13 protein-coding genes are annotated in these 14,367 nt (G+C 71.2%); 6 read left to right on the forward strand and 7 right to left on the reverse strand.

Annotated features, from left to right (window positions below):
• The first annotated feature begins 103 nt into the window (after positions 1-103).
• On the forward strand, positions 104-1,816 hold the full coding sequence (gene ctaD, locus PXH83_RS03700; RefSeq protein WP_274556587.1) for an aa3-type cytochrome oxidase subunit I: 1,713 nt from the start codon (positions 104-106) through the stop codon (positions 1,814-1,816).
• Here ctaD and PXH83_RS03705 read toward each other — a convergent pair.
• The 5 genes from PXH83_RS03705 to PXH83_RS03725 form a co-directional block, all read right to left on the reverse strand.
• Entirely contained in the window at positions 1,761-2,735 is a 975-nt protein-coding gene (locus PXH83_RS03705) for a helix-turn-helix transcriptional regulator (protein ID WP_274556589.1), read from the reverse strand. The two genes, ctaD and PXH83_RS03705, sit on opposite strands and share 56 nt — an antisense overlap.
• A 114-nt stretch (positions 2,736-2,849) precedes the next feature.
• Entirely contained in the window at positions 2,850-3,677 is an 828-nt protein-coding gene (locus PXH83_RS03710; protein ID WP_274556591.1) for a hypothetical protein, read from the reverse strand.
• Positions 3,674-4,957 carry a glycosyltransferase family 4 protein gene (locus tag PXH83_RS03715; protein ID WP_274556593.1) on the reverse strand — a complete coding sequence of 428 codons (1,284 nt, stop codon included), beginning with the start codon at positions 4,955-4,957 and terminating at the stop codon, positions 3,674-3,676. The genes PXH83_RS03710 and PXH83_RS03715 overlap by 4 nt, the downstream gene beginning before the upstream one ends.
• A gap of 168 nt (positions 4,958-5,125) precedes the next feature.
• Positions 5,126-6,415, reverse strand: coding sequence for an ABC transporter substrate-binding protein (locus PXH83_RS03720; protein ID WP_274556596.1), 1,290 nt, complete (start codon positions 6,413-6,415; stop codon positions 5,126-5,128).
• Positions 6,393-6,911, reverse strand: a complete 519-nt coding sequence (locus tag PXH83_RS03725) for an MTB12 C-terminal domain-containing protein (RefSeq protein WP_274562653.1) — start codon at positions 6,909-6,911, stop codon at positions 6,393-6,395. The genes PXH83_RS03720 and PXH83_RS03725 overlap by 23 nt, the downstream gene beginning before the upstream one ends.
• Before the next feature lie 143 nt (positions 6,912-7,054).
• Between PXH83_RS03725 and PXH83_RS03730 the strand changes: the two genes are divergently transcribed.
• From PXH83_RS03730 to PXH83_RS03740, 3 genes are read left to right on the forward strand one after another with little or no spacing between them, the layout of a single operon-like run.
• Positions 7,055-7,489, forward strand: coding sequence for a hypothetical protein (locus tag PXH83_RS03730; RefSeq protein WP_274556598.1), 435 nt, complete (start codon positions 7,055-7,057; stop codon positions 7,487-7,489).
• A gap of 4 nt (positions 7,490-7,493) precedes the next feature.
• Positions 7,494-10,109 (forward strand): ABC transporter permease subunit, encoded by a 2,616-nt coding sequence (locus tag PXH83_RS03735; RefSeq protein ID WP_274556600.1) that lies wholly within the window; start codon positions 7,494-7,496, stop codon positions 10,107-10,109.
• Positions 10,106-10,816 carry an ATP-binding cassette domain-containing protein gene (locus tag PXH83_RS03740; protein WP_274556602.1) on the forward strand — a complete coding sequence of 237 codons (711 nt, stop codon included), beginning with the start codon at positions 10,106-10,108 and terminating at the stop codon, positions 10,814-10,816. Before PXH83_RS03735 ends, PXH83_RS03740 begins: the two co-directional genes overlap by 4 nt.
• On the opposite strand, the gene PXH83_RS03745 is transcribed toward PXH83_RS03740, so the two are convergent.
• A complete protein-coding gene (locus PXH83_RS03745) occupies positions 10,782-11,390 on the reverse strand; it encodes a LysM peptidoglycan-binding domain-containing protein (protein ID WP_274556604.1) in 609 nt (202 codons plus the stop codon). The two genes, PXH83_RS03740 and PXH83_RS03745, sit on opposite strands and share 35 nt — an antisense overlap.
• 205 nt (positions 11,391-11,595) lie before the next feature.
• Here PXH83_RS03745 and PXH83_RS03750 point away from each other — a divergent pair, with 205 nt between their 5' ends.
• Together PXH83_RS03750 and PXH83_RS32315 are read left to right on the forward strand one after the other, a co-directional pair.
• A complete protein-coding gene (locus PXH83_RS03750) occupies positions 11,596-12,384 on the forward strand; it encodes a hypothetical protein (protein WP_274556606.1) in 789 nt (262 codons plus the stop codon).
• Between the two features lie 155 nt (positions 12,385-12,539).
• The gene (locus PXH83_RS32315) at positions 12,540-12,830 is read left to right on the forward strand and encodes a hypothetical protein (protein ID WP_338054698.1); all 291 of its coding nucleotides are present in this window, start codon (positions 12,540-12,542) and stop codon (positions 12,828-12,830) included.
• A 12-nt stretch (positions 12,831-12,842) separates the two neighbouring features.
• On the opposite strand, the gene der is transcribed toward PXH83_RS32315, so the two are convergent.
• Positions 12,843-14,303 carry a ribosome biogenesis GTPase Der gene (gene der, locus PXH83_RS03760; RefSeq protein ID WP_274556609.1) on the reverse strand — a complete coding sequence of 487 codons (1,461 nt, stop codon included), beginning with the start codon at positions 14,301-14,303 and terminating at the stop codon, positions 12,843-12,845.
• Positions 14,304-14,367: the final 64 nt, after the last annotated feature.

Here is a 14,367-nt window from a genome sequence, read left to right on the forward strand (position 1 = left end):
GCGTACGCACCCTGTCGGATCCGAGGCCCGCGCGAGCATCATGTTCTCCAGCCCGAGTACGAGCCCGGAGTACGAGCCCGACGTACAGCTAGGGGGTACATCGATGGGGACGGAGACCGCCGAGGCGCTCGCGGGGCCCGCACGGGTCCCGCAGCGGGGCCGGGTGATCGTGGACTGGCTGACGACCACCGACCACAAGAAGATCGGGCATCTCTACCTGATCACGTCGTTCGTCTTCTTCCTGATCGCCGGCCTGATGGCGCTGATGATGCGCGCCGAGCTGGCCAGGCCGGGCCTCCAGCTGATGAGCAACAACGAGTTCAACCAGGCCTTCACGATGCACGGCACGATCATGCTGCTGCTCTTCGCGACCCCGACCTTCGCCGGCTTCGCCAACGAGATCATGCCGCTCCAGATCGGCTCGCCCGACGTCGCGTTCCCCCGGCTGAACATGCTCTCGTACTGGCTGTTCCTCTTCGGCGGCCTCACCGTCCTCGGCTCGCTGCTCGTGCCCAGCGGCCCGGCGAACTTCGGCTGGTTCGCGTACGCCCCGCTCAACGGCCTGGAGCGGTCCCCCGGCATCGGCGCCGATTTATGGATCATGGGCCTGGCACTCTCCGGCTTCGGCACGATCCTCGGCGCGGTCAACTTCCTGACCACCATCATCGGGATGCGAGCCCCCGGCATGACCATGTTCCGTATGCCGGTCTTCACCTGGAACGTCCTCTTCACCTCGATCCTGGTGCTGATGGCCTTCCCCGTACTGGCGGCGGCGCTGCTGGTCCTGGAGGCGGACCGGCGGTTCGGATCGATGGTCTTCGAGGCCGAGTCCGGTGGTGCCCTACTGTGGCAGCACCTCTTCTGGTTCTTCGGGCATCCCGAGGTCTACATCATCGCGCTGCCGTTCTTCGGCATCATCACCGAGATCATCCCGGTCTTCTCCCGGAAGCCGATCTTCGGTTACGTGATGCTGGTCGGCGCGACCATGGCCATCACCGGGCTCTCGGTGGTCGTCTGGGCGCACCACATGTTCGCGACCGGCGCGGTACTGCTGCCGTTCTTCTCGTTCATGTCGTTCCTCATCGCGATCCCGACCGGCGTGAAGTTCTTCAACTGGACGGGGACGATGCTCAAGGGCTCGCTCTCCTTCGAGACGCCGATGCTGTGGGCCGTCGGCTTCCTGGTCAGCTTCCTGTTCGGCGGCCTGACCGGCGTCATCCTCGCCTCACCGCCGCTCGACTTCCATGTCACCGACTCGTACTTCGTGGTGGCGCACTTCCACTACGTCGTGTTCGGCACGGTCGTCTTCGCGACGTTCGCGGGCTTCTTCTTCTGGTGGCCGAAGTTCACCGGCAAGATGCTCGACGAGCGGCTCGGCAAGGTGCAGTTCTGGACGCTCTTCGTGGGCTTCCACACCACATTTCTGGTCCAGCACTGGCTGGGCGCCGAGGGCATGCCGCGACGGTACGCCGACTATCTGGCGGCCGACGGCTTCACGATCCTCAACACCGTCTCCTCCATCGGCGCGTTCCTGCTCGGCCTCTCCACGCTGCCGTTCCTCTACAACCTCTGGAAGACGGCGAAGTACGGGAAGAAGGTCGAGGTCGACGACCCGTGGGGCTACGGCCGTTCGCTGGAGTGGGCGACCTCCTGCCCGCCGCCCCGCCACAACTTCGTCACGCTGCCCCGCATCCGCTCCGAGTCGCCCGCCTTCGATCTGCACCACCCCGAGTACGCGGCGATCCAGCAGGCCGCCCAGGTCAGTCCCGGGGCCCTCGATCCAGAGCGCGTGCGAGGAGATCACGGGCCGACCTGATCCGGTCGTTGAGCTCCGGCGGCTCGACCACCTCGAAGTCGAAGCCGAGCAGCAGGATGTGAATGACCATCACGTCGAGGCTGGCGGCCCCGGTGCGCAGCAGGCAGCTGTGCTCGTCGACGGCCTCCAGTACGCCGTCGCTGGGGCTGACCACTTGTGCCGCCTCGGCCAGCGGCACGCGCAGCCGGATCACGCCGTTCGCCGCGTACGCCGCCGTGGACACGCCCTTGGAGACGTACGCCGCGAGGTCATCGGCCGGCGGATCGCGCGGGACGAAGCGCGGGCCGTGCGGCGGCCTCGGGGTGATCCGGTCGGCCCGGAACGTACGCCAGTCGGACCGGTCCAGGTCCCAGGCGACGAGGTACCAGCGGCGCTCGGTGCAGACCAGGCGGTGCGGCTCGACCGTCCTGCGGGACGAGCTGCCGCTGTGGTCGCTGTACTCGAAGCGCAGCCGCTCGCTGTCCCGGCAGGCGTTGGCCAGTTCGGTCAGCACCGAGGCGTCGACGGTGGACGACTGGGGGCCGCGCAGCATGGGGACCGTGAAGGCGTTGAGTGCGCCGATGCGGCGGCGCAGCCGGCTGGGCAGTACCTGTTCGAGCTTGGCCAGGGCGCGTACGGAGGTCTCGCCGATGCCCTCGATGCCGTGGCCGGCGGCGGTGCGCAGGCCGACCGCGACGGCCACGGCCTCCTCGTCGTCGAGCAGCAGCGGCGGCAGCTCGGCGCCCGCGCCGAGCCGGTAGCCGCCGCCCGTGCCGGGGCTGGCGTCGACGGGGTAGCCGAGCTCGCGCAGCCGGTCGACGTCGCGGCGCACGGTGCGCGGCGTGACGCCGAGCCGGTCGGCGAGGGCCGGTCCGGTCCACTCGCGGTGGGCCTGGAGCAGTGAGAGCAGGCGCAGCAGACGTGCGGAGGTCTCCAACATGGAGGCGAGTCTGCCAGTGTTCGAGGACAGCTTCTGTCCTCGAACACCGGCCTCAACCACTGGTCCCAACCGCCGGCCTCAAGCGCCGGCCTCAAGCGCCGGCCTCAAGCGCGGCTATTGCGCGGAGTCCAGTCGCACACTCAGGTCGTTGTCGACGGTGTAGTACGGGTAGGCCGTGGTCGGACGCGCCGCTCCCTCCACGGGCAGCACCGGGTAGCGGAAGACGCCCTTCTTCTCCCATACGTCGTCCAGGATCCGCCCGATCCGTATCCCGGCGGAGTCCTCCGCGGCGCACAGCCACAGGTCCCACAGCCGCTGCTCGTCCCCGCGCCCCTCGGCCAGCGGCGCGTACGCCAGCGTGAAGCCGAACGTGCCTTCCTCGCCGCCCGTCACCGGCACCCGGTGCACCTCGTCCTTCGCACCGCGCAGCCTGGCCTCCACCGCTGCCCCGGCGCCGAGCACGGCCCCGTACAGCCGTCCCTCCACCGTCATCGCGCTCTGCCCGAAGGTGATGTCGCCCGCCTCGGCGTGCGGCGCCCGCAGCCAGGCTCGCACCGCGAGCTTGCCGTCGGCCGTCGGATACGGGATGCGTACGGCGACCTGTGCGCGGCCCGGGTCGGGGTGGCGGTCGACGAGGGAGCGCAGGTCGCGGACGCCGGGTTCGATGCGCTCCTCCCCCGCTTCGCCCCCGTGATCGGTGAAGGCGTCCCAGCGGCCCTCGCGCAGTTCCAGCGTGCTGGGCAGCACGGCACGCAGCCGGCCCTCCCCCGCGGGGGTGAGCGGCAGCCGCATCTCGTCGGCGGCCGATGTGCCGCCGCGCCGCCGCAGGACGAGCACCGCGCGGGGCGAATCCTCACCCACGATGTCGAAGGTGATGCCGCCCGCGGAGTCCGCGATGCAGTCGGCGCGCGGCGGCCCGGTGCGGGTCGGGGTGGTGGTCATGCGGTCTGCCCTTTCCGGAGCACGGAGGCGGCCTTGTAGCGGAGGGAGTACGCCCGGTCGAGCACCGCTCCCCGGGAGAGGTACAGGGCGTCCTGGAGGCGGCTGCGCGAGCGGCCGTTGGCGCCGCGCGCGACCAGCTCGGTGAACAGGGCCTCGTGGCGTTCGGCGATCCGCGCCGGATCGAAACGGGCCGAGCTCTTCAGTGCTGCTGCTCCCATGGTGCGCCGCAGCTCATCGTCGTTGATCAGGCCGAGGAGCGCATCGGCGACCGCGTCGGCGTCGCCGCTGGGCACCAGCCGCCCGTCGACGTTGTCGGTGATGATCTCGCCGGGGCCGTGCGGGCAGTCCGTGGAGACGACGGGCAGGCCGCAGCGCATCGCCTCGACGATGGTCATGCCGAAGGCCTCCAGGCTGGAGGTGACCGCGGCGATCGAGCCCTTGGTCCATTCGGGTTCTATGGGGTTGGTGGTGCCCATCAGGAAGACGTGGTTGAAGAGGCCGCGTTCGTTGATGAGGGCGCGCAGGGCGTTCTTCTCGTTGCCGGTCGCGTCGCCGTTGCCGTAGATCCGCAGCCGCCAGTCGGGGCGGGCGGCGACCACCTTGGCGAACGCCTCGACCAGCAGGTCGTACCGCTTGACCTTGGTGAGGCGGCCGGCCGCGACAACCCATTTGGAGCTGGAGTCGGCGGGGGCGACGGCGGGAGCGGGCACGCTGTTGGGCACGGCGTCGATGCGTACGCCCGGCAGCTTGAGGCGGGAGCGGTACGCGGCGGCGTCGGCCTCGGTCACGGTGGTGACGGCGTCGAGGAGGGCGTAACGGTGGCTCAGTTCGCGGCGCAGCCGGTAGCTGTGGCTGTCGAGCGTGAGGTGCTCCTGTCCGACCCGGACGGGGCCGCGCCTGGTCTGCCGGCTGATGTGCACATTGAGTCCGGGGCGGGTTCCGACAACGATGTCTGCCTCCATGGACTTCAGGTGGGCGGCGATGCGCGTGTCGGTGAGGCGGCTGTACTGCCGGTGCCGGCTGTCACCGGCGGGGAAGACCTTGGCAGGGAGCGCGTACTGCGCGTCGTCGCCGTCGTAGCCCGGGCTCTTCTTCCGGAGGTCGACCAGATGACTCAGGCGTACGCCGGACGGGGCGCCCAGCGTCGGCTCGTCGCGATGGCGGAAGACCGAGACGATCTCCACGTCGTGCTGCTCGGCCAGCGCCTGGGCAAGGTTGAACGTCGTACGGATCGTCCCGCCGATGCCGTATGCGTTGTGCAGAAGAAATGAAATGTGCATATGCCGACGCGACCCCCATGATGTTCCGCGGACGGCGCGGTGGTCCGCCTGCCGTCACAAATGTGACTGTACTTGGCAGTCTCGAATTGGTCTGGTCCGCGTCAAATCGTTCTTTAACGGTTGTGGCATCGATAGCACAACCAGGCAACCAATCTCTGCTTTTGTGCATCAGGGCCGGTAAGGAAGTTGCGGAACGGTGAAGCAGTTGCGGGTCATGTCCCCGCCCTGCGTCACCCAGCCGTCCCCGTCCCTCCACCGGGCCACGGACAGACAGGTGCGACTGGTCTTCGGCGGCTCGGCCCTCTTCTCGTACGTCACGGGAAGCAACAACCCCCTAGCCGTATACGGCTGTTCACGGTTGATGTACGCCTCGACGCAGGCCCGCGTGAGATTCGCGGCGCAGGACCTCGCGGCGTCCGTGAACCACATCGCGGCCGCCCATCCCTCCAACTGCCACTGGGACAGCGGCCGACCCTTCATTGCCTCGCGGAACTCCCGTACGGCCGGGTGGCTCTCGTCCTCGTAGTTGCGGCTGGACCCGGTGACCCACAGGGCGTTGCGGCAGCGCGGCGCGTCCTTGAAGTCCTCGGGGACGGTGGCGGACCAGTTCTGCACATTGGTGACCTTCGCGGTGACCTCCGCGCCCACCGCGTCCATCGCCTCGCACAGCTGGGCGTTGCCGTGCGTATCCATCGCGTCGAACACCAGGTCGACCCCGCGGTCCTTCAAGTCCGCCGCCACGGCGCGGAAGTTCGGCAGGGCGAAGTCCACCTGCTCGGTGACCACCCGGTAGCCCTCGGCCTTGAGGCCCTGGGTGACGAGCCGGGCGTACGCCGCCGACGCCGACTGGTTGTACGCGACCACGGCGGCGGTGCGCGCGCCCTGCTCGCGCTTGAAGTAGCGGTAGACCTCGGTGCCGCCGTACAGGGTGCCGTTCCAGCCCGGCTCGGAGCCGGTGCGCGGGGCCTGGCTGCCGTAGATGCTGTACAGGTGGGGGTAGGTGTCGTACGCGGTGCCGATCGGCTGGCCGCCGATGTCGGGGACGCCGGCCTTGGCGACCAGCGGGGCGCCCGCGTAGTCCAGGGCGGTGGTCGCGACCAGCGCGAAGACCTTCCGCTCGTCGACCAGCTTGTGCACGCAGTCGTTGTTGCCCACGCCGCTGCCGCCGTCGTCGCAGGTGAACACCTCGACCTTGCGGCCGTCGATGCCGCCGTCGGCGTTGAGGGCGTCGAAATAGGCCTCGGCGCCGTCCCTGGGACCGGTGAACGCCTCCCCGCCGACGGGGCTCGTCGCGCTGGTGATGATGCCGATACGTACCGTCGGCTCGGCAGTCCCGGTGGGCGGCGGCGCGCTCCCGCGGTCCTCGAAGTCGCTCTCGGGCAGCCGGCTGCCGCAGGCGGCGCTCAGCAGGAACAGCGCCGCGAGCAGCAGGGATTCAGCAGCCCGGCGCGGTCGCATTGCCGCTGAGCTTGACCAGCGCGCACAGCGTCTTGGCGGAGACCTTCCACACCTTGTCCTGGAGGACCGAGGTGCCCTTGCTGTCGGGCAGCGCGGGCTGTCCGCCGACCAGCAGGTCGTACGTCACGTCCGCCTCGGTGGCGGAGGTGAACTTGACGTCGGTGACCTTCGCCGAGGACTTCTTGGCGTTCGGGTCACTGCCGAAGGCGATCAGCACGGGCCGCAGCGCCTCACCGTTCTGCAGCACCTTCACCTTCTCCTCCGTCGTCGCCGTGGCGTCGAAGAAGGTCTTCCAGTTCTTCTCGATCTCCGCCTTCGCCGCTACGGGCTCGGCCGGCGCGTCCGTCTGCGGGATCACCGGGGCGCTGGTGGCCGGCGGCGGTGACGGCGGCGTCTCCGGATCCTCGTCGTCCCCGCATCCTGCCGCCGCGGGTACGAGGATCAGCACTGCGGCGACCGCCCAAGCCGCGGTACGCGGGTGTCTGCCGAGGACCATCTGGCTCACCACCGGGTGTCCGACGAGCACATCGGGCCGTTCGGCCCGATGCTTCCAGGGTCTGTCGCTTCACGGCATAGTGCAACGTATCCGCCGCGATGGACAGGCTCGTGCAGACCCACAAGTGCCTCCAGGGGGTACCGGTGCAGAGGACGCGACCGCGCGACAGGCCGCTGCGGCCCGTGCTGTGGGCCGGACTGGGAGCTCTGGCCGTCGGTGTCGTTCTGTGTGTGACCGGCTGGTACGGAGTTTCCGGTGAGCGTTACGCCGAACGGCAGCTCCCGTACATCGCGTCCTGCACAGTGCCCGGCGCGGCGCTGATCGTCGCCGGTGCGGTGCTGCTGGCCTCGCTCCGCGGTCAGGGGCCTGACGCGGCGGCGACGGAGCAGAACGCGGATGCGGAGCCGGTCGAAGCGCCCTCGCCGCCGCCGTCCGCCGAAGGGCCGCTGCTCCAAGTCCCCGGCGGGACTCTCCTGCACCGGCCCGACTGCCCGCTGGTCACCGGCAAACCCGGCGCCGCACCGCCGGACGACGCCTCCGCGCTACAGCCCTGCCCCGTCTGCCAACCCGAGGCATGACCCGGTGAGCTCGCTTACGTACGACCTCACGCTGGCGGGGCTCGCCGTCGGCAGCGCGGCGGCCCTCACCGGTATCGGACTGATCGTCACGTACCGCGCCACCGGCGTGCTCAACCTGGCGCACGGCGCGATCGCCATGGTCTGCGCGTACATATTGCGCCAGCTGAACGTCGAATGGGGCTGGCCCCTGCCCCTCGCGGCCGCCGTCACCCTGCTGCTCGTCGCGCCCGGCATCGGCCTGCTGCTCGACCGGGGCGTCTTCCGCCCTCTGGCGGTCCTGGAGAGCGGCCCGGCCCAGACGCTCGTCGCCTCCATCGGCGTCTTCGTCCTCCTCGTCGGGGGCGCGGCGCTGGTGTGGGGCACCGGTGCCCGCCCGGACGCTCCCGTGCTGCTCTCCGACGACCCCTGGGGCCAGCTGTCGGCCGTACTGCTGCTCGCCGCCCTCGTGGGCGCGGTGACCCGGTGGACCCGGTTCGGCCGCGAGGTGAGGGCCGTCGTCGACAACCGGCCGCTGGCCGTGCTGGGCGGGATCGACGCGGACCGGGTGGCCGCGACGGGCTGGGCGTTCGGCGCGTTCACGGCGGGTCTGACGGGCGTCCTGCTGGCGCCGTACGTACGCCTTGATCCGTACGGGATGCCGCTGCTGGTCGTCGAGGTGATCGCGGTGGCGGTGCTGGCCGGAATGCGCAGCCTGCCGGTGGCGGTGGGCTGCGCGCTGGCGATCGGCGTGGCTCAGGCCCAGATGACGCGCCTCCACCCGTCGGGCTGGTCCGAGCCCCTGGTCCAGGCGGTCGGGGCGAACCTCTTCGTGGTGGCCCTGCTGATCGCGGCCCTGGCCGTGCCCGGCCCGGGCGTCCGGGACTCCCTCCCCCGTACATCGACCACCGCCTTCCCCGCCGCGCCGCCCGCCGCCTGGCTGGTGGCGGCAGTGCTCTTCCTCCTGCCCCTGGGCTTCGCGGGCTCCGACCTCCACACCTCGGTCCAGGTCCCGGCGCTGGCGGTCATCCTGCTCTCGCTGGTGGTGGTGACGGGCAGGGGCGGCCAGATCTCGCTGGGCCAGGCGGCGTACGCGGGCCTCGGCGCCCTGTTCACGGCACTGCTGGCGGCGGGCCGCTTCCCCGGCCTGCCCGAGATGCCCGAACTCCCCGCCTTGGCCGTGGCGGTGGCGCTGGTCGCACCGCTGGGCGTCCTCACGGGCTGGCCCGCGATCGGCCGCAGTGGCCTGGCTCTGGCGCTGGCCACGCTGGCGTTCGGCGTCGCGGTGAGCCGGTTCGTCTTCGCGCAGCCGTACGCGACGTCCGGCCTGGGCCTGGGCCGCCCGGCGGGGTTCACGGACGACCGCGTGTACTACCTCCTGGAACTCGTCCTGCTGGCCGCGTCGCTGCTGGCCGTCGCGGCGCTGCGCCGGGGCAGAACGGGCCGGGCCCTGGCGGCGATGCGCGACCACGAGACGGGCGCGGCGGCCGCAGGAATCCCCGTACCCGCCCTGAAACTCCTGGCCTTCGTCACCGGCGCGGCCCTGGCGGCCCTGGGCGGCGGCATGCTGGGCATGGGCCTGCGCGCGTTCGACCCGGCGGCGTACGACCCGGTGCGCGCCCTGCTGTGGTTCGCGGCGGTCGTGGTCCTGGGCGCCGACAACCTCCTGGGCGCGTGCGCGGCAGCGGCGCTGCTGGTGGGCCTGGACGCAGGGGCCAGGGGAGGAGCGGCGGCGGCGGTGATCGGCATCCTGGCGGTACTGCTGGGCCGCTACCCGGCGGCGGCGACGAAGGCGGTGAACGCGCTGGGGTGGGTCGGGCAGCCCTCTCCAGCCCGTGGGGGTCCCCCCTGGACGCAGTCCTCGGGGGAGGTTGAGCACACTCCCGAAGGGCGTCCGGGGGTCTGGCGGCTCGCCCCCAGTGCCGGGAAGAATGGGGTCTCCCCTGCTCGAACGAAGTTGAGAGCTTGGGGAAGGGCACGGGAAACATTCGCGCGCCCACCCCTCCGCGCCCGCGCAGTCCGCCTCACCTACGGCGCCTTCACCGCCCTGGACGGCGTAGACCTCACCGTCACCCCCGGCCGTGTCACCGCGCTCGTCGGTGCCAACGGAGCCGGCAAAACCACCCTCTTCCACTGCCTGTGCGGCACGCTGCGCCCCGATGCGGGCAGCATCGAGCTGGACGGCGTGGACATCACCCGCAAGCCCGCGCACGCCCGTACCCGTCTCGGCATCGCCCGGACCTTCCAGGAGCTCGCCGTCTTCCCGTCCCTCACCGTCGAGGAGAATGTCCGGCTCGGCGCCGAACAGGGCCACCTGCGCGACCCGGACCCCGGCGCCGTGGAGGCCGTACTGCGCCTGCTGGACCTCGCAGGTCCGGTACGGCACCACCCCGCCGCCGGCCTGCCCACCGGCACCCTCCGCCGCGTCGAGCTCGGCAGGGCGCTCGCGGGCCGCCCGCACACCCTCCTGCTCGACGAACCCGCCGCCGGACTCGACACGGCGGAGGCCGGGCAACTGGCCCGCGTCATGGCCGCACTGGCGGCGGACGGCATGGCCGTCCTCGTCGTCGAACACGACCTCGACCTGGTCGCCGGCATCGCGCACACCGTCCACACCATGGAGGCGGGGAGCATCCGACCATGACCGTCGAGCCCAAGGCCGTCGAGATCGAGCTGCGCGGCGCACGCGTGCGCTACGGACCGCTGGAGGCCCTGCACGGAGTGGACATGCCCGTCCCGGCCGGCGGCCCGCTGACCGTACTGCTCGGCCGCAACGGTTCCGGGCGTACGACCGTACTGCGCGCCCTCGCCGGCACGGTCCCCCTCACCGCGGGCCGCGTCCTCTGGAGCGGCAAGGACATCAGCCGCCTCCACGCCCACGAACGGGCCCGCCGCGGCCTGTGCTTCGTACCCGACCGGCACGCCGTATACGCCACCCTCACGGTCGCCGAGAACCTGGAACTCGCCGCCCCGGACAAGGACTTCACACCGGCCCTGGACGGCTACCCGGCGCTGCGCGCCCTGCTCCCCCGCCGCGCAGGCACCCTCTCCGGCGGCGAGCAGCGGATGCTGGCCGTCTCCCGCGCCGTCCTGTCCCGCGCACGCGTGGTGCTCGTCGACGAGCCCACGCAGGGCATGTCCCCGTCCATGGCCGCCCGTACGTACGAACTCCTCACCGGCCTCGCACCGGAGGCGGCCGTCGTGATCGCCGAACAGCGAGTGCCGCCCGCCCTGCCCCTCCGGACGGCGTCACACCCGGTGATCGTGCACGAACTGCGGCGCGGCTCGGTCGTGTTCCGGGGCGAGGCGTCCGAGCTCACACCGCCTTCGCGCTCCTCTCCGACGGAATGAGCAGCCTGGTGTCGACCATGATGCGGTCCGGGTTGCGGCCGATCACCTGGGCGTTGGCCTTGTGGAGCGCCTGCCAGCCGCCCTTGACGCCGTAACGGCGCGCGATGCCGCTGAGGGTGTCGCCCGGCTTCACGACATAGGTGCGGCCTGCCAGATCCTGGCGCTTCGAGCAGACGGGCCAAGCTCCCCACCCCTGCGTGGCCACCACCCTCTCCGCGACCTTGATCTGTTCCTCCCGCGTGGCGAGGTCGGCGCGCGGTGCGTACGTGAGCCCACCGTGCGCCTTCCAGGTCGGCTGCCCGAACTGCAGCCCGCCGTAGTAGCCGTTGCCGGTGTTCGTGGACCAGTGGCCACCGCTCTCGCATTCGGCGAGGCAGTCCCAGGGCGACTTGTCGGCGGAGCAGTCGAACGGTACGAAGCCGGCGGCGACGCGGCCGCGTTCGGCGGAGGGCGATCCAGGGGTTGAAGGCACTTGCGCGGCCCGGGCGCTCAGCGGCACCGCGGCCAGCAGCACGGCGGCCAGCAGGACAACAGGCCGGCGACGGGAGGACGGAAACTTCGTCAGCTTCGTCATCGGGTCACGCTAAGCAGCAGTGGCGGCGGCACCCCGTCTGCCGCGCGGTGCGGCCGGCGGGGCCCCACCCGGTCGGCCGACCGTATTTGCGCCCGGTGGTTCGATTCCGTTCGCCTCTTCGCGTGACCCCGGCGACAGATCACCCGTTGTCTTCTTGACGAGCCGGGAACCGCCCGGCGTCCGCACCGAGTCCGAGGAGCCCCCCGTGCCGCGCATGCTCGACGTAAGCGACGACGTACGCGCCGAGATCGGCAATGAAGAAGCCGACCGTCTGCTCGCCGGCGACAACGCCCCGGGCAGCTACGACTGCACCTCCTGCCGCACCCAGGGCGACTCAGACCTGGAACGCACCAGCACCGTGCTGTTCGTCGGCGACGAGACCGCCGTGCTCGCCTTCGCCCACGCCAGCTGCATCCCGTCGCAGGTGGTCCAGGTGGCCGAGGAGCAGCTTCAGGGAGCCGTACGCAGCATCACCGGCGGCGGCCCCGACAGCCGGGGCGCCGGACCCACCGGCACGTCCGACCAGGCCGTGCTGGGCATCACCAGCGGCCTTGTGCTGATCGAGGGACAGCTGCACCCGGCGCTGGTGGTCGAGCCGACCGGACCCATCGCCCGCCCCGGCTCCGGTGCCGGCACCGACGAGTTCCTCCCGCTCCTCGTCGAGCAGGGCTTCGAGCCGGTCAGCGACCTGAGTCGGATGCCCGCCGCGCTGCCCGGCTGGTCCGTGCTGCTCGCCATGGGCCAGCTGCACGCCGTGCTCCAGCCCGGCACCGGCGGCGGCACCCCGGTCTCCTGGTGGCAGGCCCACCAGCCGCTCCAGGTCACCGACGGCTGGCGCGCGGCCGCCAACAAGTCGAGCACCGTTCTCGTGTTCGCCGCGCGCGTCGGTTCGATCGGCCAGCAGCCGCGCGAGGACCTCCTGCGCAACGCGCTGGCGAAGGCCGCGGCCAACGGCTCGCTGGTCGGCGCGGCCATGCCGCTGGCCGGCACCTGATGGTCCGTACGGGCTGCGAAATGCTCCCCGTACGGCCTCGCCGAGCAGCGGATTCGCTGCTCGGCCCGCATCCGACAGGCGGTGGGGTCGTTTGCACCTACGTGCACTCATATGACCCCTCCCGCCATCAGTCGTACCAGCCTCAGATCCCTGCGATGCGCCCCTCTCGGGACGCCCAGGCCGACCGCCAGTCGCACACCCCTATTTATGACGCCCTGTACTCCGAGTACCGCAGGTCCTTCCGGACCCTGCCCGGCGACCGCAGCGGCGAGGAGGATCTGGGGTTCAGGGCCTTCGGGGCGGGGACGAGCCGCAGCCAGGGCCCCGGCCAGGGCGGGCACGGCGGGCACACCGGGCACAGCGGCTTCTGGCACAGCAATGGGCGGCAGCACACCGGGAATCTCTTCCCGCCGGCGCTGCCGCCCGCCCCTCGTCGAGGGATGTGAGCCGCTACTTCGTCACTTGTTGCGGCCGCGCTTCTCGCGCACCCGCACCGAGATGTGGATCGGCGTGCCCTCGAAGCCGAACTCCTCACGCAGCCGGCGCTCGACGAAGCGCCGGTAGCCGGCCTCCAGGAAGCCCGAGGCGAAGAGCACGAACCGCGGCGGCTTGGTTCCCGCCTGCGTCCCGAAGAGGATGCGGGGCTGCTTGCCGCCGCGGACCGGGTGCGGGTGGGAGGCGACGATCTCGCCCAGGAAGGCATTGAGCCTGCCGGTCGGGATGCGGGTCTCCCAGCCCTCCAGCGCGGTCTCGATCGCCGGAACCAGCTTCTCCATGTGGCGGCCGGTCTGCGCCGAGACGTTCACCCGGGGCGCCCACGCGACCTGGGCCAGCTCGGTCTCGATCTCGCGCTCGAGGTAGTAGCGGCGCTCCTCGTCGAGCGTGTCCCACTTGTTGTACGCGATGACCAGCGCGCGGCCCGCCTCGACGGCCATCGTGATGATCCGCTGGTCCTGGACGCTGATGGACTCGCTGGCGTCGATCAGTACGACCGCGACCTCGGCCTTCTCGACGGCGGCCGCGGTACGCAGCGAGGCGTAGTAGTCCGCGCCCTCCTGGAGGTGGACGCGGCGGCGGATGCCGGCCGTGTCGATGAACTTCCAGGTGATGCCGCCGAGTTCGATCAGCTCGTCGACCGGGTCGCGGGTGGTGCCCGCCATCTCGTTGACGACGACGCGGTCCTCGTTCGCCACCTTGTTGAGCAGCGAGGACTTGCCGACGTTCGGGCGGCCGATGAGCGCGATGCGGCGCGGGCCGCCGATGGCCTGGCCGAAGGTCTGGGCCGGCGCCTCGGGCAGGGCCTCCAGAACGGCGTCCAGCATGTCGCCGGTGCCGCGGCCGTGCAGCGAGGAGACGGGGTGCGGCATGCCGAGGCCCAGCGACCACAGCGCGGTCGCGTCGGCCTCGCCGCTCTGGCCGTCGACCTTGTTGGCGCAGAGCACGACGGGCTTGCCGGCCCGGCGGAGCAGCTTGACGACGGCCTCGTCGGTGTCGGTCGCACCGACCGTCGAGTCGACGACGAAGACGACCGCGTCGGCGGCCTCGATCGCGTACTCGGCCTGGGCGGCGACGGAAGCGTCGATGCCGAGGACGTCCTGCTCCCAGCCGCCGGTGTCGACGACCTTGAAGCGGCGGCCCGCCCACTCGGCCTCGTAGGTGACGCGGTCACGGGTGACGCCGGGCTTGTCCTCGACGACGGCCTCGCGGCGGCCGATGATGCGGTTCACCAGGGTCGACTTGCCGACATTGGGGCGGCCTACGACGGCGAGAACCGGCAGCGGGCCGTGACCGGCCTCGCCGATCGCGCCCTCCACTTCCTCCGCGTCGAAGCCCTCCATCGCGGCGAGCTCCATGAACTCCGCGTACTCGGCGTCGCCAAGTGCTCCGTGCTCGTCGCCGGAGTGAATCTGGTCGTTCATGAAGTCCGTTCCTCGTTCATCATCGATGGACCGCCGCGATGCGCGGGATCCACTACTCAAGTCT

The sequence above is a fragment of the Streptomyces spiramyceticus genome (assembly GCF_028807635.1).
GTDB lineage: Bacteria > Actinomycetota > Actinomycetes > Streptomycetales > Streptomycetaceae > Streptomyces > Streptomyces spiramyceticus.